Source organism: Streptomyces sp. NPDC031225 (assembly GCF_055570355.1).
The window spans coordinates 1-25,735 of sequence record NZ_JBVIHJ010000038.1 but is presented as its reverse complement, the minus strand read 5'-3'; the positions used below and the strand labels follow the sequence as shown (position 1 = coordinate 25,735).

The window sequence follows — 25,735 nt, the reverse complement described above, 5'->3', positions numbered from 1 at the left end:
GACGCCTGGTCACGCGGGCAGCCAGCTTCGGACGCGGGTGATGAGGTCATTGGTGTCGACGGGCTTGGTGACGTAGTCGTTGGCTCCTGAGGCGAGACTCTTCTCCTGGTCGCCCGGCATCGCCTTCGCGGTGACGGCGATGATGGGGAGCTCCGCGTACCGGGCCATCGTGCGGATCTCCATGGTGGCGGCGTAGCCGTCCATCTCCGGCATCATCACGTCCATCAGGACCAGCGAGATGTCCGGGTGGGCGAGCAGCATCTCGATGCCCTTGCGCCCGTTGTCCGCGTGCAGGACGTGGAAGCCGTGCAGTTCCAGCACCCCGCTGAGGGCGAAGAGGTTGCGTGCGTCGTCGTCGACCACGAGGACCGTACGGCCGACGAAGGAGTCGTCCACGACCTGCGCGGCGGGGCGGTGCGCGTCCTCGGCGCGCACCAGCGACAGCACGTCGCCCGGCTGCTCGGCCGACAGGTGCAGGGTGATGCGCTCGCGCAGTTCGTCCAGGCTGGCGAGGAAGTCCAGCGGCCGGTCGCCGGCGCGGGAGCGCAGGGTCTGCTCGTGGGCGAGGTCGACGCGATGGCCGGTGTGGACGAGGACGGGCACGCTGGCGAGCGCGGAGTCGCCGCCCATGGCCGCGAGGAAGTCCGCGCCCTCGCCGTCGGGCATGCCCAGTTCGAGGACGACGCAGTGGCAGGGCTCGGCGGCCAGGGTGGCGGCCGCCTCCTGGGCGCCGACGGCGGTGATGATGTCGATCGCCCCGTGCGGATCGTCGGGGTCCTGCGCGATGTCCGCTACTGCGCGCTCCGCGACGAGCGTGAGCAGACCGCGCGGGCGTTCCTCGATGACCAGCAGACGGCGCCTGCGGTGCTCGGACGCCGGCGTGGGACCGGACAGGGCACGGGGCGCCGGCGTGGACGCGGAGACGACAGGGGCGTCGAGCTGTTCCACCGGTCGGCCGCCGCCGTCCAGCAGTTCCTCGAAGTCGGCGCGCGCCACGGGAAGATAGAGCGTGAACGTGCTGCCCTGACCGGGTGTGCTGTCGACGGCGACGGCGCCGCCGAGCAGCTGGGCGATCTCCCGGGTGATCGACAGGCCGAGGCCGGTGCCGCCGTACTTGCGGCTGGTGGTCCCGTCGGCCTGCTGGAACGCTCCGAAGATCGTCTCCAGTTGCTGATGGGGGATGCCGATGCCGGTGTCCTTGACCCGGAACGCCACGACGGGCCCGCCCCGGAGCACGCTCGGCGGTACCTCACGGTCGGCGGCGGGTTCGATACGGAGTTCCACGCCGCCCTGCTCGGTGAACTTCACCGCGTTCGACAGCAGGTTGCGCAGGATCTGGCGCAGCCGGGAGTCGTCGGTGAGCAGGTCGGCCGGTGTGCCGGGCGCGGTGGCCACCGTGAAGTCGAGGCTCTTCTGCGTCGTCATCGGCTTGAACGTCGCCTCGACGTAGTCCAGAAGCTTGCGCAACGGCACCCGCTCGGGAGTGACGTCCATCTTGCCGGCCTCGACCTTGGACAGGTCGAGGATGTCGTTGATCAGCTGGAGCAGGTCCGAGCCCGCCGAGTGGATGATGCCCGCGTACTCGACCTGCTTCGGGGTGAGGTTGCGCGAGGGGTTCTGCGCCAGCAACTGGGCCAGGATCAGCAGGCTGTTGAGCGGGGTGCGCAGTTCGTGGCTCATGTTGGCCAGGAACTCCGACTTGTACTTGGACGCCAGCGACAACTGCTGGGCCCGGGTCTCCAGTTCCTGCCGTGCCTGCTCGATCTGGAGGTTCTTGGCCTCGATGTCGCGGTTCTGCGAGACCAGCAGGGAGGCCTTCTCCTCGAGTTCGGCGTTGGAGCGCTGCAGTTCGTCCTGCTGGACCTGCAACTCCTCGGACCTGGCCTGGAGTTCGCCGGTCAGGCGCTGGGACTCGTCCAGCAGTTCGTCGGTGCGGACGTTGGCCACGATGGTGTTGAGGTTGACGCCGATGGTCGGCATCAGCTGCGCCAGGAAGTCCTGATGGATCTGGGTGAAGCGGCTGACGGAGGCCAACTCGATGACGCCCAGGACCTGTTCCTCGGACACGATGGGCAGCACGACCAGGGCGCTGGGCACCGCCTGCCCGAGGCCCGAGGAGATGGTGACGTAGCCCTCCGGCAGCTCCTCCACGGTGACCGGACGGCGGTTGCGCGCCGCCTGGCCGACCAGCGACCGCCCGACGGGGATACGGGTGGGACGGTCCTCGTCGTCGGGATAGCCGTACGAGCCCACCAGCCGCAGTTCGGGACCGCGCTCGGTGTCCTCGGCCAGGTAGAAGGCTCCGTACTGCGCCGCGACGAGAGGTGTGAGTTCATCCATGATCAGCTCGGCGACCACGGGCAGGTCACGGTGGCCCTGCATCAGGCTGGAGATGCGGGCGAGGTTCGTCTTGAGCCAGTCCTGCTCCTGGTTGGCCCGCGTGGTCTCCCGCAGGGACTCCACCATGGAGTTGATGTTGTCCTTGAGATCGGCGACCTCACCCGAGGCCTCGACGGTGATCGAGCGGGTCAGGTCGCCCTCGGCGACGGCGCTGGTGACCTCGGCGATCGCGCGGACCTGCCGGGTGAGGTTCCCGGCGAGTTCGTTGACGTTCTCCGTCAGCCGCTTCCACGTGCCCTCGACACCCTCGACCTCGGCCTGGCCGCCGAGCCGGCCCTCGCTGCCGACCTCGCGGGCGACGCGGGTGACCTCCGCCGCGAACGACGACAGCTGGTCGACCATCGTGTTGATGGTGGTCTTGAGTTCCAGGATCTCGCCGCGGGCGTCGACGTCGATCTTCTTCGACAGGTCGCCGTTGGCCACCGCGGTCGTCACCAGGGCGATGTTGCGCACCTGCCCGGTGAGGTTGTTGGCCATCGAGTTGACGTTGTCGGTGAGGTCCTTCCACGTGCCGGCCACGTTCGGTACGTGCGCCTGACCGCCCAGGCGTCCCTCGGTGCCGACCTCGCGGGCGACCCGGGTGACCTCGTTGGCGAACGCGGACAGCGTGTCGACCATCGTGTTGATGACGTCCGCCAGGGCGGCGACCTCGCCCTTGGCCTCGACGGTGATCTTCTGCGAGAGGTCGCCGCGGGCCACGGCGGTGGCCACCTGGGCGATCGAACGGACCTGCCCGGTCAGGTTCGACGCCATCACGTTGACGTTGTCGGTCAGGTCCTTCCAGGTCCCCGACACGCCCCGGACGATCGCCTGCCCGCCGAGGTTGCCCTCGGTGCCGACTTCGCGGGCGACGCGGGTGACTTCGTCGGCGAAGGCGGAGAGCTGGTCGACCATCGTGTTGATGGTGTTCTTGAGTTCGAGGATCTCGCCGCGGGCGTCGACGGTGATCTTCTGGGAGAGGTCGCCCTGCGCCACCGCCGTGGCCACCTGGGCGATGTTGCGGACCTGTGAGGTGAGGTTGCCGCCCATGAAGTTCACCGAGTCGGTGAGGTCGCGCCAGGTGCCCTTGACACCCTTGACGTCGGCCTGACCGCCCAGCCGGCCCTCGGTGCCGACTTCTCGGGCGACGCGGGTGACTTCGTCGGCGAAGGCGGAGAGCTGGTCGACCATCGTGTTGATGGTGTTCTTGAGTTCGAGGATCTCGCCGCGGGCGTCGACGGTGATCTTCTGGGAGAGGTCGCCCTGCGCCACCGCCGTCGTCACCTGGGCGATGTTGCGGACCTGCGAGGTGAGGTTGCCCGCCATGAAGTTGACGGAATCGGTCAGATCGCGCCAGACCCCGCCGACCCCGGGCACCTGGGCCTGACCGCCCAGCCGGCCCTCACTGCCGACCTCGCGGGCGACGCGGGTGACCTCCGCCGCGAACGACGACAGCTGGTCGACCATCGTGTTGACGGTCTCCTTGAGCTGGAGGATCTCCCCGCGCGCGGGGACGTCGATCTTCTGGGAGAGGTCGCCCTTGGCCACCGCCGTCGCCACCTGGGCGATGTCGCGGACCTGTGTGGTCAGGTTGCCCGCCATGGCGTTGACCGAGTCGGTGAGATCCGCCCAGGTGCCGGAGACCCCCGGCACCTCCGCCTGGCCGCCCAGCGTCCCCTCCGTGCCCACCTCGCGGGCCACCCGGGTGACCTCGGACGTGAACACGGACAACTGGTCGACCATGCCGTTGAAGACCGTGGCGATGTCGCCGAGGAGCCCCTGCCCGTCGGACGGCAGCCGGGTGCCGAAGTCGCCGTCGCGCACGGCGGTCAGCCCCGCCAGCAACTGCCGCAGCTCCTGCTCCCCCGACGCCTTCTCCTGGACGTCCGTCTTGCCGCTCATGCGCATCCTCGTTCCGTTCCCCAAGAGTCCCCACCCCGAGGACTCGGAACCGCGCCGGGTCCGTCAAAGAACCCGCTCACCAGCGATAATCCCTCGGTTCGCGAATCTGCCCGCTGAGAAATCCGTCGAAGATTAACGCAGTTCCAGAGCCGCCACCAACGCTCGGCACGGGCGGCTGAACCCGTCGAAAAAAGTGTGGAGGAGTTGTGTATGGCGCGGCTGGATCGGGGTACCCGAAGAGATTTCGCTCTTCCGTTGCTGCCGATGGCGCATCCGGTCTGTACGGGGCGTGTGAGCGGGGGAGCGGCACCCGCGGGCGCGGGCAGACATCCTGATGGGGGGCGGTGATCAGGGCGCTCCGGCGGGACACGTGATGCCGACGAGGCCGTCCGTCTGTACGACGTCCGATCTCAGGACCGCGGCGTCGTACCGGGCGCAGTCGGCAGTCGGCTCTTCACGCTCGTCGACGGCGCCAATGGGGACGAGAGGGGCATACACAGGTAACTCGCGGCTCTCGGCGGAGCCGCTCCGCATCCATCACCCTCCCTCGGTGGTGCCGGCGGTCACGTGCGGGCGTCGACGGTCACGATGGGCCGGTGCGCTTCGCAGGGCGCTCGCCACCCCACGCGGACGCCTCGTCGATCCGCCGGCGGCCTGTGTGCTCAGCACGCACAGAAAGGCCGGAACCCGGCCGTCCCCTGGCCGAAACACCCACCGGCGACCTACAGGAGTCCTCGCCGGGCATCGGTCCGCATCGATGCCCTCCCGGCGAGCCATGCCGTGACAGGTCACGCCGCGGCCGCGTCCTCAACGGTCGGGTGACAGGTGATGACACTGTCGATTCCCACCAGCTGAAGGGTGCGCAGCACGGCCCCGTGCACCCCCGCGAGCCGCAGCCACCCCTTCCCGGCCGTGGCGGCCTGGTAGGCGATGATCAGGGCGTTGACGCCGCTTGAGTCCATGAAGGTCACATGGCTCATGTCGACGACGATCCGCTGCACGGCGCCGACGTCCGCCAACGGTATGGCCTGCGTCAGGGCGTCCACGGTCTGGTAGTCGATCTCCCCGTAGAGGCCGAGAACGGTGACACCGTCGGTGTCGGTGCGGATCACGGACAGTCCGCCGCGGCCCACTGCTTCCTGGTTGTCTGCCACTTCTGTCCTCCACGCGCTCGGTGGGGGCTGTGCCACGTCCCTGTTGCCATCGCTGCCCCGCGATCCCGGTGTGATGCCCCCAAGGGGCGCATTCATTACTCGTGGCGCAGGAGTAGTGCTGCAATTGCAGGGTAGGTGGGCCGCCATGAACGGGGTATTGCAGATCACCAGCAGGGAGCCCGTCCCGCCCGAGGAGTGTTCCCGGATGCCGGATGCCACGCCTGCCGAGGTAACCGTGGCACTGGACGGGGCGGACGGCTGTATCGCCGACGCACGGCGCCAGGCCGCGGCGTTCCTGACGCGGGCCCAGTCCGAGCACGGGGTACCGGTGTCGGCCCGCACCATGGACCTGGCGCAACTGGTTGTCAGCGAGTTGGTCACCAACGCGTTGAAATACGCGCCCGGACCCGTGCTGCTGCAGTTGCGCATCGTCGACAGTGCGCTCGAGATCGCCGTGTGGGACTCCGAGCCCGTGCTGCCGCTGGCGCGGGCGGCCGACGTCGGACGGGTGGGGCAGCACGGTCTGGAGATCGTGATGGCAGTGGTGCAGAGCTTCGAGGTACGGCGGGAGCCGGTCGGGAAGCGGGTCACCGTCAGACTCGCCCTGTTCGACGATCCGCTGCTGGGCTTCGACGGCTGACCGAGAGTGGAGACCGAGTCCTGATCTGATCCCGGACCCGACCGACGCAGCGGATCATGTAACGGGCAGCCGGTCGGGGCGGCCGCCTGGCAGAAGTCGCCCTCGAAGTACCTCGTCTGCGCCCAGGACCGGGGCACCCCGCCGCGGCTGCAGCGCGAGTTCGCCCGCAAGGCCGGCAACGTCGCCGAACTCGACGCAGGCCACCACCCGTTCCTGTCCAGGCCCGCCGCGGTCCGGGACGTGCTGCTGAGCCTGTGACGGCAACGGCGGACCATCCGGGCCGCCCGTCCGGAGGGCAGGGCTGGACGCATACCTCACCGCTCTGAGGGACTCGCCGAGTTGAACCGGGGGTTCGGGCGCGGGCACGGCGTCGAAACGCCAATGCCCGCGCCCTGCCTCGAATCACCCGGCGTCCACTACGCGCGGGGCCGTTCAAGGGTGAGGAGCAGGCCCTCGACCGCGCCGGGCCCGATACGGCCCTTGACGTCGGCGGACGTGATGGCCTTGAGTTGCCACCCGTCCTCAGCGTGCTTGTTGAGGACCTTCTCCAGCTTGTCGCTGTCCAGTGCGTCGCCGATCAGCGATTCCCTGAAGGTGACGACCTTGTACTCGTAGGTGTAGCTGCTGCTCATGGCTGCAACGTCCTTCCGGTGTGTGGCGGTTGAGATGAGCGGGGTCAGCCAATCACGGAGCTCACCAGGCGTGACAGGCCGGTCGCCGTCCAGCGGAGGAGCCGTGCGGCGCGGACCTTGGCCGTCACGTGTGGCGGGTGCCTGGCGGCAGCTTGGGCGTCCGGGTGAAGGCCGAAGGTGGCTTCTGGGCGGACTCCCGTCCCGCAACGACCTCTGAACGGTCCGCCCTTCATGGTCTTGCGTCCGGTGAACGGCATGGATCGGGGTACACGGGGCGGCATGGCACCGCACACTTATGACCATGGCCCCCGGACCGTACGGGCCGCGAGGCAACTGCGCCGCATTCGGGCTTTCTACGCGGTGGGCGTCGCCCTGTGGGCGGTAACGACCGCGTGGACGGCGTGGGACTCTCCCGGCAGTCGGCCCATGTGGACGTCGATGCTCCTCCTGGCCGTCTTCGGCTGTCTGCTGTTGATGGCTGAATGGTGGCTGCGCCACCTCAGGCTCGCTGATGGGCCCCGGCGTGTGCACCACGTCGCACCTCGCCGGGCGTCCGGGCGTCACGCGGTGTCCGAGTCCTGAACACACTTCGGGGCGGGTAGTTCTCCGAAGTGTGGCGGTGGATGACGAAAGGGCGTCCAGCGGCGGGTTCTCCTCCGACCCGAGTGGCCGAGTGGCCGTTGACCGCCGGTCAGCTGCTGGCGCCTCGCGCGACCCGCACCGCGATGGGGGCGCTCGGGCCGGGGCGGACACGCTGCAGCCGGCGTACAGCGCGCTGGTGGACCGGACAACCGGCGACTGACCACACCCGACGCGGACGGGATTCGCGTGCCCGGCACTCCGAGCGCAGAGGCAAGGCGGCTCGCGGTGTCCGTACGGAAGGAATCCCGCTCGTCAGTGGGGCGCCCGCGCCGGGCGCGCGGCGCTGCGGTTATCCGAAGACGTCCTGGGCACTTGGGGAGCGCCCCGGAGACGGGCGGACCCTCGGAAACACCTCAAGGAGCGACCGTGACGACACGCATCGGAGTCGAGGAGGAGTTCCACATCCTGGAGGTCGAGAGCGGACTGCTCGTGCCACGTGCGGAAGCGGTCCTGCGACGGCTTCCGCGGCGCACCTTCACCACGGAGCTGCACCAGTCCACCGTGGAGTCGAACAGCGCGGTGCACGTGTCCCTGGACGACCTGTACGCCGACCTCGCCAGAACCAGACGGCGGCTCGACGCGGCCGCCTCCTCGCTCGGGCTCGCGGCGGTGGCCGCGGGCACCGCCCCGCTGGCACCCTGCGCCTCCGGGCAGCCCACGGCCGACGCGCGCTATCGCCACATGGTCGAGGAGTACCGCCGCGTCGCCGACGAGCAGCTCATCTGCGGTGCCCAGATCCACGTGGACGTACCCGACCGCGACACGGCGGTGGGCGTGATGTGCGCGGTCTCGCCCTGGCTGCCCGTGCTGCTGGCGCTGTCCGCGAGCTCTCCCTTCTGGCAGGGATCCGACACCGGCTACGCGAGCTGGCGCACACTGCTGTGGCAGCGCTGGCCGACCGCGGGCCCCGTCGGCTGTTTCCCGAGCGCCGACGACTACGACGCCGCGGTACGCGACCTCGTACGAGCCGGGATCATCAGTGATCCGGGGATGATCTATTACGACGTACGCCCCTCCGCGCACCTGCCGACGCTGGAGCTGCGTATCTGCGACGCCTGCCCGCGGGCGGAGACCGTCGTGCTCGTCGCCGGTCTGTTCCGTGCCCTGGTGGCCGAGGCCCGCGAACTGCTCACGGCCGGTGCGGTGGTGTGCGACGGCCGTCACGAATGGCTGCGTGGCGCTTCCTGGCGGGCTGCCCGGTCGGGTCTGGAGGGCACTCTGGTGGATCCCGTGACCCACCGGGAGGCGCCTGCCGCCGATGTCGTGCTCCAGCTGCTCGCCCGGCTGCGTCCCGCGCTCGAGGCTCACGGAGACTGGCAGACCGTGCGAGACCTGACCGCGGCGGCCCTGGCCGACGGCAGCGCCGCCGAGCGCATGCGTGGCAGGGCGAGGGAAGAAGATCTGCTGGCCTGCACCGACATGCTGATCGCGGAAACGCGCGGTGAGCGGCGACATCGCAGGCCGGCCCCTGTCGCCCGCAGGAACATCCCGCCCACGATCGCGGGCACGGCGGGCTCCGGAGCGCCGGAGGTCCTCGGCAGCTGACCGGGCTCGCGTGGCGTACACCCGCTGTCCGTCCTTCACTGAACAAGCCCCCAGGAGAGGTATCGGCATGTCCTCCAGCGATTCCGCCCTCGTCGCGACCGGCAGGCGCGACCCGGCGCCTCCGTCCCCGCTCGCGAATGACGGTGTTCGGGAAGGGAGTGGCGCCTCATGTGCGGTCTGAGCGGGGAGATCCGTTTCGACGGCCGGCCACCGGATCTCGCGGCCGTGGAGCGCATGACCGACCGGCTGGCAGCCCGCGGGCCCGACGGCCGGGGCATCTGGACACAGGGCGCGGTGGCCCTGGGACACCGGCGGCTGAAGATCATCGACCTGTCCGACCTCGGGGCCCAGCCGATGACCGACGCCGACGGCGAGATCACCGGAGTCTTCAACGGCTGCGTCTACAACTACCGGGAGCTGCGCGACGAGCTCCGGCGCCTGGGCCATCGCTTCGAGTCCACGTCCGACACGGAGGTGGTGCTCCACGCCTACCGGCAGTGGGGGACCGCCTGTGTGGAGCGCTTCTACGGCATGTTCGCCTTCGCGCTCGTCGAGCACCGGACCGGCCGTGTCGTGCTGGGCCGCGACCGGCTCGGGATCAAGCCGCTGTATCTGGCGCCCGCGCCGGACCGCTTGCGGTTCGCCTCCTCCCTGCCCGCCCTGCTCGCCGCGGGCGACGTGGACACCTCCGTCGATCCGGTGGCCGTGCACCAGTACCTGAGCTGGCACGCCACGGTCGCCCCGCCGCACACCGTCCTCAACGGCGTACGCAAACTGCCGCCGGCCACCGTCCGGGTGATCGAGCCGGACGGCAGTCACCGCGACCACCGGTACTGGCAGCCCTCGTACACGCGACGCGCCGAGTACGCGGACATGGGGCCCGACGAATGGCGTGACGCGGTGCTGGAGGCGCTGCGCACCGCCGTACGTCGCCGGATGGTCTCCGACGTGCCGGTCGGCGTCCTGCTCTCCGGCGGCCTGGACTCCAGCCTGATCGTCGCGTTGCTCGCGGAGGAGGGGCAGCGCGACCTGAAGACGTTCAGCGTGGGGTTCGAGGCCGAGGGCGGGGAGGAGGGCGACGAGTTCCGCTACTCGGACCTGGTCGCCCGGGAGTTCGGCACGGACCACCGTCGGATGATGGTTCCCTCCAGCCGGGTCTCGGCCGCTCTGGACGACGCCGTCGCCGCGATGAGCGAGCCGATGATCAGCCACGACGTGGTCGCCTTCCACCTGCTGTCCGAGCAGGTCTCCAAGGAGGTGAAGGTCGTCCAGAGCGGGCAGGGCGCCGACGAGGTGTTCGCCGGGTACCACTGGTATCCGGACCTGGCCGCTGCCTCGCGCGAGGAGGAGCCCGACAGGTACGCCGAGACGTACTTCGACCGTCCGCACGCCGACCTCGCGAAGATCCTCCAGCCGCACATGCTGCTGCGGGACGACGTCTCGGGCCGCTTCGTCAGGGAACACATGGCGGTTCCCGGCGCGCAGACCGCCCTGGACGCGGCGCTGCGGCTCGACACGCACGTCATGCTGGTCGACGACCCCGTGAAGCGGGTCGACAACATGACCATGGCCTGGGGCCTGGAGGCCCGCGTGCCCTTCCTCGACCACGAACTGGTGGAGCTGGCCGCGGCCTGCCCGCCGGAGCTGAAACTCGCCGACGGCGGCAAGGGCGTGCTGAAGGAAGCGGGCCGCAAGCTCCTGCCGCAGGAGGTCGTCGACCGTCCCAAGGGCTATTTCCCCGTCCCGGCGATCCGGCACATGGCGGGCCCCGTCCTGGACCGGGTGCGCGAGGCACTGGAGGCACCCGAGGCGAAGAAGCGGGGGATCTTCCGGGAGCCGTACGTGGCCGAGCTCCTGGCGGCGCCCGACGAGCACCGCACCAAGCGCGGCGCCAACGCCCTGTGGCAGGTGGCACTCCTGGAGATATGGCTGCAGACGCACGGAATCACGTGACCGGCGAGCACGGCACCGGGCCCTCGCACACGGCGGCGGCTCCGCGGGCGTTCGGGATGCGGCAGATACCGACGCACCCGCCCGCCTGTGCCGCGGCCCCCGCTCCGGTGCTGTTGCCCGCGACGGCAGGCCCGCGGGATGCCGTGACCCGGCTGCACGCGCACGGCTGCTGGTACCCCTCCGCCGATCCCGAAGGCACCCGGGCGGCCTTCATCTGCGACCGGGGAGGTGTCCCCCAGCTGTGGGCCGGACCCGTGGACGGGGGCGAGGTCCGGCTGCTCGACTCGTCCCCGGACCCCGTCAAGGAGGTGTCCTGGTCACCCGACGGCCGCTGGATCGCCTACACCACCGCACCGGGCGGCGGTGAGCACACAAGGGTGCTGTGCGTGCGGCCCGACGGGACCGGCCGTCGCCTGCTGGCCGGTGCCGATCCGGACAGTTCCGCCTACCTCGGCTGCTGGGCGTACGACGGTTCGGCCGTCGCCGTCACCCTCGCCGCACCGGCCGGCGCCGGCGTCGGCGCGGGAGGAGACCGCGCGTGGCACCCGACGGACGGCGACCCGGCCGCCTGGGCGGTCCGGGACGGCAGAGCGACCCTCCTCGGCGGGGCCGCGTACGACGTGGGGCCGGGCGCGACGCCGTTCGGTGCGCTCGCCGCCGGGACACCGGCGGCCCGGCCGGGCGGCGGCCTGTCCGCCTACCTGGTCGACCCCGAGGGTCTGGCGTCCTCCGTGCTGCTCGCCACGGAGACGGACGCCCCGACTCTCCGGGTGTGCGACCTCAGCCGTGACGGCGGGCTCGCGCTGCTGCGCCGGGGGCCGCGCGGACGGCGCGAGGCCGTCGTCCGGCGCACGGCCGACGCGGCGACGACGCTCACCCTGCCGGTCGCCGACGGTGACCCGTGGATCGGCCGTTTCTCCCCCGACGGGCGGACGCTGTGGCTGCGCAGCGACGCCCACCGGGAGTACGCGGCCCTGATCGCCGTCGCTCTCGATGCCGACGGCACACCGCACGGCAGAACGGTCGTGTCGGAACGCGAGGACGGTGACCTCGAACTGCTGGAGATGGCGCACGACGGCCGCACGGCCGTGCTGGCGTGGAACATGAAGGGCGCCAGCGACCTCGAGGTCGTCGAGATCCCCCAGGCGCCAGGCATCCCCGGCGTCCCCCGGCCGACGCAGCCGGTGCCGCTGCCCCACGAGGTCGTCACGCGGGTCGTGTCGGCCGGTGCGGGACGGCTGCTGTTGGCGCTCTCCGGTTCGCAACGCCGTCCCGGCGTGTGGTGGACCCCCGAAGGCGTGTCCCTGCTGCGCACTCCGTGGTCCTCCCGGGACGAGGACGCCGTACCGCCGGGCCGCCCGCCGGTACGCCCCGTGCTCTCGCGTCTCGCCGCCCGGGACGGGCTGCCCCTCAACGGCTGGTACTACCGGGCTCCCGGACATGCGCCGGGCGAGCCGGCGCCCTGCGTGATCCACCTGCACGGCGGCCCCGAGGACCAGGAGCGCCCGGTGTTCGACCCGCTCTACCACGAGCTGCTGGGGCGCGGCCTTGACGTGTTCGCCCCAGACGTCCGCGGGTCCGGCGGACACGGCCGGTCCTTCGTCGACGCCGACCTGGGCGCCGGGCGCTTCGCCGCCCTCGACGACGTCGCGGACTGCGCTGCCCACGCGGTCGCGGCGGGTCCCGCGGACCCGGCCCGGCTGGCGGTGATGGGGCGCTCGTACGGCGGCTATCTGACGTTCGCCTCGCTCGTGTGGCATCCGGATCTGTTCCGCACCGGGGTCGCGGTCTGTGGCATGTCCGACCTTCTGACCTTCTTCGCCGGCACCGAGCCCTGGATCGCGGAGTCGGCGGCGCACAAGTACGGCCACCCGGAGCGCGACCGCGAGTTGCTGCACTCCCTGTCGCCGATGAGCCGCATCGACGCGCTGCGGGCCCCGCTGCTCGCGGTCCACGGCGAGCACGACACCAACGTGCCGCTGGGGGAGTCGGATCAGTTCGTACGGGCCGCGCGGGAACGCGGTGTCCCTGCCGAACTCCTGGTCCTGCGGGACGAGGGACACGATTTCCTGCGCGCGGACAACCGGCGACTGTTCCGCCGGGCCGCCGCGGACTGGATGGAACGCCACCTGCACCCCGCCTGAGTCCGTCGGCGAGGGGACGGCGGGTCCTCGGCCATCACGGCTTCGGTCCCCGGGGGCCGGGCACGCCACCTCGTCGGCGACGCTTGGCTCAAGGGCGTCGGCACCCGATGTCCCTGATGAGACCTCCTGCTCCCTCGGTGGCCGAATCCGGTCGTGCCCGCGTCCCGCCGTACGTCCAGCGAGCCGGAGTTCCGTTCTGTCTACGCAGGCAGAGCCGACTCGTCAAGGCTTGGTACAGCCTCGGAAATTTCGCTCGCCCGGGGATGTCCGGAGGAGGCCTGCCAACCTGAGTTCGACGCCTGCGCAAGGTTACGAATCCGTTTCGGGCGCTTGACGGGCATCGTATGACTGCGTAGACATGGCAGCGCAGTCAGACGGAACCCGGCCCACGCCGGACGCGATCATCTGGAGACTCCATGAGGCGAGGCACACGGCGGAGCGGGAGTTCCGGCGCACCACGCAGTGTGGATGTGGCCCAGTTGGCGGGCGTCTCGCAGAAGACCGTGTCCCGGGTCTACAACGACGAGCCGTACGTCTCGGCCGACGTGCGCCGACGCGTCCTGGAAGCCGGCGAGGAACTCGGCTACCGACTGAACAACGCGGCAAGGGCGCTGGCCTCCGGCCGCACACGGTCCATCGGTGTGGTGACGCTGGGAACCGCCCTGTACGGACCCGCCTCACTGATCATGGGGGTCGAACGTGCCGTACGGGACACGGGATACGCCCTCCGCGTCGTCAACACCCTGGAAGGCGACCCGGCGGGTGTCGCCGGTGCCGTCGACTCACTTCTGGAGCAGGGCGTCGACGGCATCGTCATCTCCGAGCCGATCGACGACGGGCACAGCGATGACCTCGCCGCCCGTGTCGACGTACCGGTACTCGTCCTCGGTTCGCCGCCCCTGCCCACGGCCAGGACCCTGGCCGCCGGCGTCGGCGCCGATCTGATGGCGCGCACGGCGACCGAGCATCTGCTGGAACTGGGGCACAAGACCGTGCACCACCTCGCCGGTCCGCAGCAGTGGTACGCGGCCCGGGACCGGCTGGAGGGCTGGAGGTCGACGCTCGCCGCGCACGGCAGGGTGATACCCCCCGTCGTCGAGGGCGACTGGTCGGCCGCGACCGGCTACACGGCCGGCCGCGAACTGGCCTCCGACGGTGACATGACCGCGGTGTTCGCCGCCAACGACGACATGGCGATCGGTCTGATCCGCGCACTGGCGGAAGCCGGCCGACGCGTGCCGCAGGACGTCAGCGTCGTGGGCTTCGACGACATCCCTGTCGCCGCCTATGTGACTCCTCCGCTCACCACGATGCGCCAGCCCTTCGACACCGTGGCGCAGGAGGGACTCAAACGCCTCGTGCACTCCATCGAGAACCCGGACGCGCCACCCCTGTCGGCCGCTGAACCGCCGGTCGACCTCGTGATCCGCGCCTCGACCGGACCCCCGCCGCCGACCCGGACGACCCCGGGGCGACATCGGGCCCTCGCCTCGTTTCCGAGCGGGGGTCGATCCGGCCCACTCCGGGACGGAGGTGCAGCCGCCTACAACTGACCGACACCGATCGGCCCGAGGAACAGCTTTCCTCGCCGGACAGGCATCGGTGAGGCGAGCCGCCCTACGGCGCTTCCCCGGTTGATCCCTCGCACCCTGCGGGCGGACCGTCACACCGACGACGCGCCCCTCCGCTCCTCCGATCCGAACGGCAGCCGGACCAACCCGGCCGCCACAGCTCTCCGCTCCACCCGTGACCTCCCCGCCCCCGGGCCTCCTCCTCCGCAGCAGGTGGAACTCCCACCGGGCGGCGTCCGCGAAGACGCGCACCCGTGCCATGCCGACCTCCGTGTCGTGGCGGTCGCGTCCGAGCTGCCTGTCTCCTCATCTCTCACATCACCCTCATCGCACGCCCGTGCTCGGCGTGCCATTTCCTCAGCCATCGGCGGGAGTTCGTCATGCGCAGATCCAACTCCACCCCCAGTCAGTCCCAGATGAGCCGTCGGCTCCTGCTCACCGCCGCGGGAGCGGTCTCGCTGGGAGCCGCCCTGACCGCCTGCGGCGGTGGTGACAGCGGCGGCGGGTCGGCCTCCTCGTCCTCGAAGCCGGTCAGCCAGGCCGACATCGACAAGGCGATGAAGCAGCCCACCGAGCTGACGTTCTGGACGTGGGTCCCGGACATCGACCAGGAGGTCGCGCTCTTCGAGAAGAAGTACCCGGCGATCAAGGTCAAGGTCGTCAACGCCGGTCAGGGCGTGCAGCACTACACGAAGCTGCGCACGGCGATCAAGGCAGGCAACGGCGCCCCGGACGTGGCGCAGATGGAGTACCAGGCCATCCCCACGTTCACGATCACGGACAGCCTCCTGGACCTGAGCCCGTACGGCGCGGCCAAGCTGAAGGACACGTTCGTCGACTGGACCTGGGGGCAGGTCAGCGGACCCAAGGGTGAGATCTGGGCGATCCCGCAGGACACCGGCCCGATGGGCATGCTGTACCGGGCGGACATCTTCGAGAAGCACGGCATCGAGCCGCCGAAGACCTGGGACGACTTCGCCGCCGCGGCCCGCAAGCTGCACAAGGCCGACCTGGAGATCTACCTGACCAACCTGGCCGGCAACGAGGCCGCCGCCTGGCACGGCCTGCTCTGGCAGGCGGGCGCCAAGCCCTACGCCACCTCAGGCAAGGGAAACGTCACCATCGACGTCGACGACGCGATCTCCAAGAAGCTCGCCGCCTACTGGGGCGGGCTGGCTCAGGAGGGTGTCATCGGCGTCGAGCCGGACTTCACCGACGCCTGGTTCTCCGCGCTGAACAAGGGAAAGTACGCCACCTGGATCACCGCCGCCTGGGGCCCGGTCTTCCTCGCCGGTTCGGCCAAGTCCACGGCGGGCAAGTGGCGCGCCGCCCCTCTTCCCCAGTGGGACGCGTCGAAGCCCAGCTCGGGCAACTGGGGCGGCTCCACCAGCGCGGTCATCAAGGCGAGCAAGAACCCGATCGCGGCCGCCGTGTTCGCGCAGTTCCTCAACAGCGACCCGGCCAGCGCGAAGCTGTTCAACACCAAGCAGTCGTTCTTCCCGGCGACGAAGCCGCTGCTCGCGGACCCGTCCTTCACCGGCGCCGCGGCCTCCTTCTACGGCGGCCAGAAGGTCAACCAGGAGTTCGCCGCCATCGGCGAGACGGTCAGCCCCGACTTCCAGTGGCCGCCCTTCCTCGACCAGGCCGTCACCGACTGGACCGAGACCGTCGGCACGGCACTCACCAGGAAGAAGGACGCCGTCGCCGCGCTCGACGCGTGGCAGTCGCGCCTCACCACCTACGCCAAGGCCCAGGGCTTCACCGTCAAGACCCCGTGACGACCGGCGGGTCCCGCATCGATGCCCCCGGTGACGACGTGGGACCCGCCCCCGGCCAGCCCTTCCCCCAAGAAAGGCCCGATGATGACTGCCACAACCGTGGCCTCCACCGAGGAGCCGCGCCGAGCGGGGCCGAAGAGTCGCCGACTCGGTGGCCTGCGTCAAGGTGCGGCAGGTCCGCTGTTCGTCGCACCCTTCATGGTGCTGTTCCTGCTGGTGTTCCTCGCGCCGCTCGGGTACGCCGCCTATCTCAGCCTGTTCCGGGAAAAGCTCATCGGCGGCAACGCGTTCGTCGGTCTTGACAACTACGTGACGGCCCTGAAGGACCCGCTCCTGCGGGAAGGGGTCGTCCGGGTCGCGACGTTCTTCGTGATCCAGGTCCCACTGATGCTCGTCCTGGCACTGGGCTTCGCGCTCGCCCTCGACAGCGGCCTGCTGCGCCTCGCCCGGGTGATCCGCCTGGGCATCTTCGTCCCCTACGCCGTCCCCAGCGTGGTCGCCACCCTCATGTGGGGCTACCTGTACGGGCCGGACTACGGGCCGTTCGCCCAGCTCAGCGAGAAACTCGGCCTGCCGGTCCCGCACTTCCTCAGCGACGGATGGATGCTGGGCAGCCTGGCGAACGTCGTGACCTGGGAGTTCGTCGGCTACAACATGATCATCCTGTACGCCGCCCTGCGGACCGTCCCCCAGGAGCTGTACGAGGCGGCGGCCATGGACGGCGCCGGTGCCTGGCGGACCGCCTGGTCCATCAAGCTCCCCGCCCTGCGCCCCGCGCTCCTGCTCACCCTGCTGTTCTCCGTGATCGGCAGCTTCCAGCTCTTCAACGAACCGAAGCTGCTGCAGCCCATCGCGCCCGACGTCATCGACAACTCGTACACCGCGAACCTGTACGCCTACTCGCTCGCCTTCACCGGCCAGCAGGTCAACTACTCGGCCGCGGTGTCCTTCTTCCTCGGCCTGGTCATCGTGATCTTCTCCTACGCCGTCCTGTTCCTCGCGAACCGCAGGAGGACCTCGTGACGACCACGACCCCCGCTTCCCCGTCCCCGTCGGCCACCAGCGCCACCACGACCGGCACCTCGCGGACGGCTCGGCGACCCCGCCGGCGGTCGACCGGCGGCCGCAGCACACCGCTGACCATCGTCATGCTGGCCGTCCTGGCCTACTTCCTCCTGCCGCTGTTCTGGCTCGCAGTCTCCGCGACCAAGAGCACCCAGGACCTGTTCACCAGCTTCGGCCTGTGGTTCTCGCACACGCCGCAACTCCTGGAGAACATCCGGGAGACGTTCACACACGACGACGGCGTCTTCCTGCACTGGCTCCTCAACACGGTCCTGTACTCCGTCGGCAGCGCGATCGGTGCCGCGCTCCTGGCCGCCGCCGCAGGCTACGGATTCGCCAAGTACCGGTTCCGGGGCAACAACGCGGCCTTCGCCCTGGTACTCGGCGCCATCATGATCCCTACCACCGCCCTGGCCATCCCCACCTACCTGCTCTTCGCGAAGGTGGACCTGGTCAACACCCCCTGGGCGATCGTCCTGCCCTCCCTGGTCAGCCCGTTCGGCCTGTACCTCATGCGCGTCTACGCGGCGGACGCGGTCCCGGACAGCCTCCTGGAGGCCGCGCGCATCGACGGGGCCGGCGAACTGCGGATCTTCCTCACCATCGCGATGCGGCTGCTGGCCCCGGGCCTGGTGACCGTGGTGCTGTTCACGCTCGTGGCGACCTGGAACAACTACTTCCTGCCGCTGATCATGCTGAACGACCCGAAGCTGTACCCCGTCACCGTCGGCCTCTCCTCCTGGGCGTCCCAGGCCGTCGGCGGTGGAAGCGGCGCGAACAGCAACATGCTCGCGCTCGTCGTGACCGGTTCCCTCATCTCCATCCTCCCGCTCGTCGTCGCCTTCCTGCTCCTGCAGCGGTACTGGCAGAGCGGCCTGGCCACCGGCGGCGTCAAGCAGTAACGCCCGTCCGGCCACAGCGCCGACGCACCCGCCCACTTCCCCCCATCGACTCTTCGGAGGTTCCCCCATGGCGGTTCTGCCCGCCCGTGTCCTCTTCGGCGCCGCGTACTACCACGAGTACACGCCCGCCTACGACCCCCGACTGCAGCCCGGCGAACGGCTGAAGGCCGACCTCGACCTGATGGCCCAGGCGAACTTCACCGTGATCCGGGTCGGCGAGTCGGTCTGGTCGACCTGGGAACCGGAGAACGGGACGTTCGACCTCGACTGGCTGCAGCCGGTCCTCGACGGCGCCCACGAGCGCGGCATCTCTGTCGTCCTCGGCACGCCGACATACGCCGCACCGCTGTGGCTGGCCCGGCAGTACCCGGAGATCACGGGGGAGCGGCGTACCGGCGAGCGGATCGGCTGGGGCGCCCGGCAGGAGGTCGACTTCACCCACCCCGCCTTCCGCTTCCACGCCGAGCGGATCATCCGCAAGATCGCCGCACGCTACGCCGACCACCCGGCGATCATCGGCTGGCAGGTCGACAACGAGCCCGGTCTGCACCTCTTCCACAACCGCGGGGTCTTCCAGCGCTTCGTGGACCACCTGCGCGAGAAGTACGGCGCCGTCGAGACCCTCAACCGGGAATGGGGCCTGGTCTACTGGTCGCACCGCCTGTCGACCTGGGCCGACCTGTGGACCCCGGACGGCAACGAACAGCCCCAGTACGACGTGGCGTGGCGGGAGTTCCAGGCCCGCCAGGTCACCGAGTTCATCGGCTGGCAGGCCGACCTGGTCCGTGAGTACGCGGGGCCCGAGCACTTCGTCACCACGTGCATCTCCTACACCCGCCAGGGGGTGGAGGACGACGAGATGACCGACCGACTCGACATCGCCTCCGGCAACCCGTACTACGACATGCAGGACGGCCTGGCGCTGCCCGACCCCACCCCGGACCAGCACGAGCAGATCTGGAAGACCACCGGCGTGTGGTCGATGTACCAGACCGCGGACTGGATGTTCTCCTCCCGCCAGGCACCCTTCCTGGTCACCGAGACCAACGCGAACTCCATCGGCTACCCCTGGGACAACCGCCCCGGCTACGACGGCCAGTGGCGCCAGACCGCCTGGGCCCACGTGGCTCGCGGCGCCCGCATGATCGAGTACTGGCAGTGGCAGACCCTGCGCTTCGGCGCGGAGACCTACTGGGGCGGAGTCCTGCCGCACAGCGGCCGGCCCGGCCGCACCTACGCCGAAGTCGCCCGGCTGGGCGCCGAGTTCGACAAGGCAGGCCCGCTGGTCGCCGGTCTCGAACCGGACGCCGACATCACGATGGTCTACTCGACGCCGAGCAAGTGGCTGATGCAGAAGTACCCGCCGCTGTCCAAGCCGGACGGCTCCCCGGACCCGGCTTCCTACCACCGCATCTTCGACCCCTTCTACCGGGGCGCTTTCGACGCCGGCCGCCAGGTGCGGATCGTCCACGCCCGCCAACTGCACGACCCCAGCGGGCAGCGGCAGGGGATGACCCCCGAGGACGCCGTACGGCGCCACCCCGTCCTCGTCGCCCCGGCCCTGTATCTCGTCGACGACGCCACGGGCGACTGGCTCGCCGCCTACGCCCACGCGGGCGGCCACCTGGTCATAGGCCCCCGCACCGCGTACGCCGACCACGAGGCCCGGGCCCGTATCGAACCGGCTCCCGGACGCCTCGCCGGGGCCGCGGGCGTCGAGTACGACGAGTTCAGCAACCTGCCGGTCCCGGTCCCCGTCCGCGCCGTACCCGGTGGCCCGCTCCACATATCCGCAGCCGCGACGGCGACGCACTGGGCCGAAGGCCTCACGGTCGTCGACGCCGACGTACTGGCCTCCTACGAGCACCCCCACTTCGGGCGCTGGCCGGCCGTCACCACCCGCCGCCACGGCGCCGGCCGTGTCACCTGCGTGGGCACCGTCCCTGACCGCGACCTCGCCCGGACGCTGGCCGCCTGGATGGCTCCGGACACGCGTGGCGGCTGGAGGGACCTGCCCGAATCCGTGACCGCGACGACGGGCACGTCCCCCGACGGACGTCGCGTCCACATCGTCCACAACTGGAGCTGGGAGCCCACCCGGGCGCACACCCCGGTCGACCTGTCCGACGTCCTGAACGGCGGCCTCGTACCAGCCGGTGCCGCGCTGGACCTGGGCCCCTGGGACGTACGCGTCCTCGTCGCCGAGGCCCCCGGTACGACCCCGGACGCCTGAGCGGGCGTCCCTTCCTGACCGGGTCACCGGGCGGCCCCACAGAGCAGTGCACCGCGCCGGTGACCGAAGCCCCGCATCACCGTGATCATTTCTGAAGGAGGAGTTATGCAGAGAAGAACCCTGGGAAGGGCACTGGGTACCTTCGGCGCGGCGGCCGCGCTGCTGGCCGTCCCCGCGTCCGCCGCGCAGGCGTACAACCCGACGGGTGGGATCCTCTACCAGCTCGGCAGTGATGCGTGCCTGAAGGGACGAGGCAACTGCGCCGTCTACCCGAAGTCTGCCGAACTGCCCGGCGGGCGGCTGGTCGCGTCGTTCGAGAAGTCCACCGTCGTGCCGAAGTCCGGCAGCGCCGACGGGCAGACCCTGCCCGTCTACAAGAGCGACGACCACGGCACCAGCTGGCAGCCACTGTCCGAGGTCAAGGCACCGGCGTACCTTTCCAACGACCCCAAGTACGCCAAGTACACGAGCAACTGGACCAACCCGTACCTCTACGTGCTTCCGCAGAGCGTCGGCGCACTCAAGGCCGGCACGCTGCTCCTGGCGAGTGTCGTCTCCGGCGACGACTACTACTACAAGGAGCACAAGGCAGCCGATCCGAACTGGACCCCGTCCAACGACGGTGACCGCAGCGACCTGGCCATCGCCCTGTACTCCAGCACCGACCAGGGCAGCAGCTGGAAGGTCGTCAACGTCGTCGCGACCGGCGGCTGGCAGGGCGGCAGCGCGGGCGCGGTCGGCCAGAACATCGCGGCCGCCAACAAGAACCAGCAGGTGGACCCCCTCTGGGAGCCGTACCTGATGGTCTACCAGGGCAAACTGGTCTGCTACTACTCCGACGAGAACGACTACACCGGCTTCGACCCGGTCACCGGCGTCCCGAAGAAGGACCCCGCCAACGACACGGCGAACGACTCGCACGGCCAGATCCTCGTGCACCGCACCTGGGACGGCAGGAAGGCCGACTGGAGCGACCCCGTCGTCGACATCTCCGGATCCGTCCAGGACATGGGCGGCGGCAAGACCGCGATCGGCGGCGGCAGGCCCGGCATGACCAACGTCGTCCCCACCACGGACGGCAAGTGGCTGTTCACCTTCGAGTACTGGGGCGGCGGCGCCAACACGCGGTACGCGATCGCCGCCAACCCGCTGAAGTTCTTCCGCGGCACCCAGACCGGCATGTCCGTCGGCTCGCTGCCCGTCGTCGCCGGTTCCCGTCCCCTCGCGGGCGGCGGCAGCCCGGTCCTGATCAGGCTGCCCGACGGCCGCCTGGTGTACAACGCGTCGAACAGCGGCGACGTCTGGGTCAACGAGACCGGCCGCAGCGACGGCGTCTGGACGGAGTACCAGACCACCTCACCGGCCGGGTACAGCCGCAACCTCCAGTACGTCGACAGCACCGGCCGCATCGCGATCCTCAACAACCAGGGCGCCTCCACGATCGCGTACGCCGAGATCGACCTCGGCGACTCGGACGGCACCTACTACCAGCTGGTCAACCGCAAGACCGGCCAGGTGATCGGCACCGGCAACAAGACCAACGACGCCAACCTCGGCAACGGGGACACGCCCGACGTGGTGCTGGAGGACGCCGGAGCTGCGGCGGACACGGACACCCAGTACTGGCACGTGGTGACCGAGCCGAACGGTGGCACCACGCTGCTGAACAAGTCGGGCGGGCGCGCGGCGGCCATCTGGACGGGCAACGCCACAGTCGGCCAGCGGATCGGCCAGTGGGTCGACAACAGTGCGTCGGGCAGCTGGAACCTCGTCAAGACCTCGGACGGCTACTACCGGCTCCAGGCAGCCAAGAACACCGCCCTCTACATGACCGGCGCGTCCACCGGAGCACCCCTCACCCTCCAGAACGCGGCCGCCGACGGCTCGCAGGACTGGAAGCTCGACCGCTAGACCTGCTGTTCTCCAGATCCTTTAATAGGGACAGTGGTCGGGGTCCGGCGATCCAGCCGGCCCCCGACCACTGTCCCTGCCGGTTCAGAGGACATCGGACCTCCACCCATGAACTCGAACGACATACGAAATGCCGAACAGAAGGCGCGTGCGATGGTGAATGACGAGAACATAGGACAGCCCTCGACCGATGTGTATGTGGTGGGGGTGGATTACGGGACGTTGTCGGGGCGGGCTGTGGTGGTGCGGGTCCGTGATGGGGCGGAGTTGGGTTCCGCGGAGTATGCGTATCCGCATGGGGTGTTGGACCGTGTGCTGCCGGACGGGACGCGGTTGCCGCCGGACTGGGCGTTGCAGGTGCCGTCGGATTATGTGGATGTGCTGCGTCATGCGGTGCCGGCGGCGTTGACGGCCGCGGGGGTGCGTGCGGAGCAGGTGGTGGGGATCGGGACGGATTTCACGGCGTGCACGATGGTCCCTGTGCTGGCCGACGGGACGCCGTTGTGTGAGCTGCCGGGTCTGTCGGGCCGTCCGCATGCGTATGTGAAGTTGTGGCGTCATCATGCGGCGCAGGCGCAGGCGGACCGGATCACGGCGTTGGCGGGTGAGCGTAAGGAGTCGTGGCTGCCACGGTATGGGGGGAAGATTTCTTCGGAGTGGGAGTTCGCGAAGGCGTTGCAGTTGCTGGAGGAGGATCCGGAACTGTATGCGCGGACGGAGCGGTGGGTGGAGGCGGCGGACTGGATCGTGTGGCAGTTGTGCGGCACGTATGTCCGTAATGCCTGCACGGCCGGTTACAAGGGCCAGCTCCAGGACGGCGTGTACCCCTCCCGTGAGTATCTGGCGGCGCTGAACCCGGACTTCGCCGATTTCGTGGCGGACAAGCTGGAGCATCCGATCGGGCAGCTGGGTGAGCGGGCGGGGTCGCTGACGGCCGAGGCGGCCGCCTGGACGGGGTTGCCTGAGGGTATTGCGGTGTGTGTCGGCAACGTGGACGCGCATGTGACCGCTCCCGCGGCCGGAGCCGTTCAGCCGGGGCAGATGGTGGCCATCATGGGCACCTCGACGTGTCATGTGATGAGTTCGGACCAGCAGGGCATGGTGCCCGGCATGTGCGGGGTCGTCGACGGGGGGATCCTGCCCGGGCTGTGGGGGTATGAGGCCGGGCAGAGCGGGGTCGGGGATATTTTCGGCTGGTTCGTGCGCACCGGTTTCCCCGCCGCCTACGCCGAACAGGCCGCCGCCCAGGGCCAGGATCCGCACGAGTACCTGACCGCGCTGGCGGCCGGGCAGCGGGTGGGGGAACACGGACTGGTCGCGCTGGACTGGCACAGCGGCAACCGCTCCGTCCTGGTCGACCACGACCTCAGCGCTGTCATCGTGGGGCAGACGTTGTCGACGCGGCCGGAGGACATCTACCGGGCCCTGCTGGAGGCGACCGCGTTCGGGACGCGGACCATCATCGAGGCGTTCGAGGCGTCGGGGGTGCCGGTCGGGGAGCTGATCATCGCGGGCGGGCTGACGAAGAACGCCCTGCTGATGCAGATCTACGCCGACGTCACCCGGCGTCCGCTCAGCGTGATCGGCTCCACCCAGGGCCCCGCGCTGGGTGCCGCCATGCACGCGGCCGTCGCGGCCGGTGCCTACCCCGACATCCAGGCCTGCGCCCGCTCGATGGGCAAGGCCGAACAAGGCGTCTACCAACCCGACCCCGGCCGGGCGGCCGCCTACGACCGCCTGTATGCCGAATACCAGCTGCTGCACGACTACTTCGGCCGCGGCACCAACCAGGTCATGCACCGCCTGCGCGCCCTCCGCGCCCAAGCATCCGCCTGACCACACCCCGTCCGTTGTGGTCGATCCCCTTTTTTTGGAAGGAACACCTTGATGAGCAACGACAGCACGACGTCTTTCCCGAGCCAGGAGATCTGGTTTCTGACCGGCAGTCAGGGCCTGTACGGCGATGACGTGCTGGAGCAGGTCGCCGCGCAGTCCCGGGAGATCTGCGGCCTGCTCGATGCGAACGCGCAGATCCCGGTCCGGATCGTGTGGAAGCCGGTCCTGACCGACGCCGAAGCGATCCGCCGCCTGTGCCAGGAAGCATCCGCCTCCGACACCTGCATCGGTGTGATCGCCTGGATGCACACCTTCTCCCCGGCCAAAATGTGGATCGCCGGCCTGTCCGCCCTGGACCGGCCACTGCTGCACTTCCACACCCAGCACAACCAGTCGCTGCCCTGGCCCAGCATCGACATGGACTTCATGAACCTCAACCAGGCCGCCCACGGCGACCGCGAATTCGGCCACATCGAAGCCCGCGTCGGCGTCAACCGCAAAATCGTCGCCGGCCACGCCACCGAACCCCGCGTCATCGGCCGCATCACCGCCTGGGCCCGCGCCGCCGCCGGCCGCCACGCCTCCCGCACCCTGCGCCTGGCCCGCTTCGGCGACAACATGCGCGACGTCGCCGTCACCGAAGGCGACAAAGTCGAAGCCCAGTTGCGGTTCGGCTACTCCGTCAACACCTACGGCGTCAACGACCTCGTCACCGTCATCGACACCATCGAGGACAAGGCAGCCCGCGAACTCGCCACCGAATACACCGACCTGTATGACGTGGTGCCCGAGCTGCGTCCGGGCGGTGCCCGCCACGACTCCCTCGTCTACGCCGCCCGTCAGGAACTCGGTCTGCGTGCCTTCCTCACCGAAGGCAACTTCACCGCCTTCACCACCAACTTCGAAGACCTCGGCGGCCTGCGCCAACTCCCCGGCCTGGCCGTGCAACGCCTCATGGCCGACGGCTACGGCTTCGGCGGCGAAGGCGACTGGAAAACCTCCGCCCTGCTACGCACCATGAAGGTCATGGCCGCCGGACAACACGGCGGCACCAGCTTCATGGAGGACTACACCTACCACCTCGGCCCCGGCACCCCCCGCGTCCTGGGCGCCCACATGCTCGAAGTCTGCCCCACCATCGCCGCCACCCGCCCCAGCTGCGAAATCCACCCCCTGTCCATCGGCGGCCGCGAAGACCCCGTCCGCCTCGTCTTCGACGCCGCCGAAGGCCCCGCCGTCGTCGTGGGCCTGTCCGACCTCGGCGACCGCTTCCGCCTCACCGCCAACACCATCGACGTCGTCCCCCCCACCGAAGCACTCCCCAACCTCCCCGTCGCCCGCGCCGTCTGGACACCCCGCCCCTCACTCGCCGAATCAGCCGAAAGCTGGCTCCTGGCCGGCGCCCCCCACCACACCGTCCTCAGCACCGCCCTCACCCCCGAAACCCT

General features: G+C 69.9%; 15 protein-coding genes and 1 pseudogene. 13 read left to right on the top strand and 3 right to left on the bottom strand.

All coding sequences use genetic code 11. The features are described from left to right. Window positions 1–9 precede the first annotated feature (9 nt). On the bottom strand, window positions 10–4,287 hold the full coding sequence (locus ACZ48Z_RS41560) for a HAMP domain-containing protein (protein ID WP_468741124.1): 4,278 nt from the start codon (window positions 4,285–4,287) through the stop codon (window positions 10–12). 782 nt (window positions 4,288–5,069) lie between these two features. Continuing rightward, entirely contained in the window at window positions 5,070–5,435 is a 366-nt protein-coding gene (locus ACZ48Z_RS41555) for an STAS domain-containing protein (RefSeq protein WP_468741123.1), read from the bottom strand. A 145-nt stretch (window positions 5,436–5,580) separates the two neighbouring features. On the opposite strand from ACZ48Z_RS41555, the gene ACZ48Z_RS41550 reads away from it, so the two are divergent. Further along, entirely contained in the window at window positions 5,581–6,075 is a 495-nt protein-coding gene (locus ACZ48Z_RS41550) for an ATP-binding protein (protein ID WP_468741122.1), read from the top strand. Window positions 6,076–6,150: 75 nt separating this feature from the next. Then, window positions 6,151–6,333 (top strand): annotated as a pseudogene (locus ACZ48Z_RS41545) (alpha/beta fold hydrolase); the annotation flags it as partial. Between the two features lie 158 nt (window positions 6,334–6,491). Here ACZ48Z_RS41545 and ACZ48Z_RS41540 read toward each other — a convergent pair. Next, on the bottom strand, window positions 6,492–6,707 hold the full coding sequence (locus ACZ48Z_RS41540) for a DUF4177 domain-containing protein (RefSeq protein WP_468741121.1): 216 nt from the start codon (window positions 6,705–6,707) through the stop codon (window positions 6,492–6,494). Between the two features lie 1,008 nt (window positions 6,708–7,715). Here ACZ48Z_RS41540 and ACZ48Z_RS41535 point away from each other — a divergent pair. The 11 genes from ACZ48Z_RS41535 to araA form a co-directional block, all read left to right on the top strand. After that, window positions 7,716–8,894, top strand: a complete 1,179-nt coding sequence (locus ACZ48Z_RS41535) for a carboxylate-amine ligase (protein ID WP_468741120.1) — start codon at window positions 7,716–7,718, stop codon at window positions 8,892–8,894. Window positions 8,895–9,062: 168 nt separating this feature from the next. Beyond that, window positions 9,063–10,847, top strand: coding sequence for an N-acetylglutaminylglutamine amidotransferase (locus tag ACZ48Z_RS41530; RefSeq protein WP_468741119.1), 1,785 nt, complete (start codon window positions 9,063–9,065; stop codon window positions 10,845–10,847). After that, window positions 10,820–12,991 carry a S9 family peptidase gene (locus ACZ48Z_RS41525; RefSeq protein WP_468741118.1) on the top strand — a complete coding sequence of 724 codons (2,172 nt, stop codon included), beginning with the start codon at window positions 10,820–10,822 and terminating at the stop codon, window positions 12,989–12,991. The genes ACZ48Z_RS41530 and ACZ48Z_RS41525 overlap by 28 nt, the downstream gene beginning before the upstream one ends. Before the next feature lie 416 nt (window positions 12,992–13,407). After that, window positions 13,408–14,544 (top strand): LacI family DNA-binding transcriptional regulator, encoded by a 1,137-nt coding sequence (locus ACZ48Z_RS41520; protein WP_468741117.1) that lies wholly within the window; start codon window positions 13,408–13,410, stop codon window positions 14,542–14,544. A 398-nt stretch (window positions 14,545–14,942) separates the two neighbouring features. After that, window positions 14,943–16,340, top strand: coding sequence for an ABC transporter substrate-binding protein (locus ACZ48Z_RS41515; RefSeq protein ID WP_468741116.1), 1,398 nt, complete (start codon window positions 14,943–14,945; stop codon window positions 16,338–16,340). An 84-nt stretch (window positions 16,341–16,424) separates the two neighbouring features. Continuing rightward, window positions 16,425–17,363, top strand: coding sequence for a carbohydrate ABC transporter permease (locus ACZ48Z_RS41510; protein ID WP_468741141.1), 939 nt, complete (start codon window positions 16,425–16,427; stop codon window positions 17,361–17,363). After that, on the top strand, window positions 17,360–18,307 hold the full coding sequence (locus tag ACZ48Z_RS41505) for a carbohydrate ABC transporter permease (RefSeq protein ID WP_468741115.1): 948 nt from the start codon (window positions 17,360–17,362) through the stop codon (window positions 18,305–18,307). Before ACZ48Z_RS41510 ends, ACZ48Z_RS41505 begins: the two co-directional genes overlap by 4 nt. A 67-nt stretch (window positions 18,308–18,374) precedes the next feature. Further along, window positions 18,375–20,540 (top strand): beta-galactosidase, encoded by a 2,166-nt coding sequence (locus ACZ48Z_RS41500; protein WP_468741114.1) that lies wholly within the window; start codon window positions 18,375–18,377, stop codon window positions 20,538–20,540. 105 nt (window positions 20,541–20,645) lie between these two features. Further along, window positions 20,646–22,451, top strand: coding sequence for an RICIN domain-containing protein (locus tag ACZ48Z_RS41495; protein WP_468741113.1), 1,806 nt, complete (start codon window positions 20,646–20,648; stop codon window positions 22,449–22,451). Window positions 22,452–22,604: 153 nt separating this feature from the next. After that, complete coding sequence (araB, locus tag ACZ48Z_RS41490; protein WP_468741140.1) at window positions 22,605–24,287, top strand: ribulokinase; 1,683 nt, start codon at window positions 22,605–22,607, stop codon at window positions 24,285–24,287. A 51-nt stretch (window positions 24,288–24,338) separates the two neighbouring features. Continuing rightward, window positions 24,339–25,735 (top strand): L-arabinose isomerase (gene araA / locus ACZ48Z_RS41485; RefSeq protein ID WP_468741112.1); only part of this gene is annotated, 1,397 nt, incomplete at its 3' end.

Bases quoted from the DNA above. Each gene is read 5' to 3' on its own strand.
- ACZ48Z_RS41540 (WP_468741121.1), bottom strand. From the start codon at position 6,707: ATGAGCAGCAGCTACACCTACGAGTACAAGGTCGTCACCTTCAGGGAA.
- ACZ48Z_RS41510 (WP_468741141.1), top strand. From the start codon at position 16,425: ATGACTGCCACAACCGTGGCCTCCACCGAGGAGCCGCGCCGAGCGGGG.
- ACZ48Z_RS41515 (WP_468741116.1), top strand. From the start codon at position 14,943: ATGCGCAGATCCAACTCCACCCCCAGTCAGTCCCAGATGAGCCGTCGG.
- ACZ48Z_RS41500 (WP_468741114.1), top strand. From the start codon at position 18,375: ATGGCGGTTCTGCCCGCCCGTGTCCTCTTCGGCGCCGCGTACTACCAC.
- ACZ48Z_RS41495 (WP_468741113.1), top strand. From the start codon at position 20,646: ATGCAGAGAAGAACCCTGGGAAGGGCACTGGGTACCTTCGGCGCGGCG.
- ACZ48Z_RS41520 (WP_468741117.1), top strand. From the start codon at position 13,408: ATGAGGCGAGGCACACGGCGGAGCGGGAGTTCCGGCGCACCACGCAGT.
- ACZ48Z_RS41530 (WP_468741119.1), top strand. From the start codon at position 9,063: ATGTGCGGTCTGAGCGGGGAGATCCGTTTCGACGGCCGGCCACCGGAT.
- ACZ48Z_RS41550 (WP_468741122.1), top strand. From the start codon at position 5,581: ATGAACGGGGTATTGCAGATCACCAGCAGGGAGCCCGTCCCGCCCGAG.
- araB (WP_468741140.1), top strand. From the start codon at position 22,605: ATGGTGAATGACGAGAACATAGGACAGCCCTCGACCGATGTGTATGTG.
- ACZ48Z_RS41525 (WP_468741118.1), top strand. From the start codon at position 10,820: ATGGCTGCAGACGCACGGAATCACGTGACCGGCGAGCACGGCACCGGG.
- ACZ48Z_RS41560 (WP_468741124.1), bottom strand. From the start codon at position 4,287: ATGCGCATGAGCGGCAAGACGGACGTCCAGGAGAAGGCGTCGGGGGAG.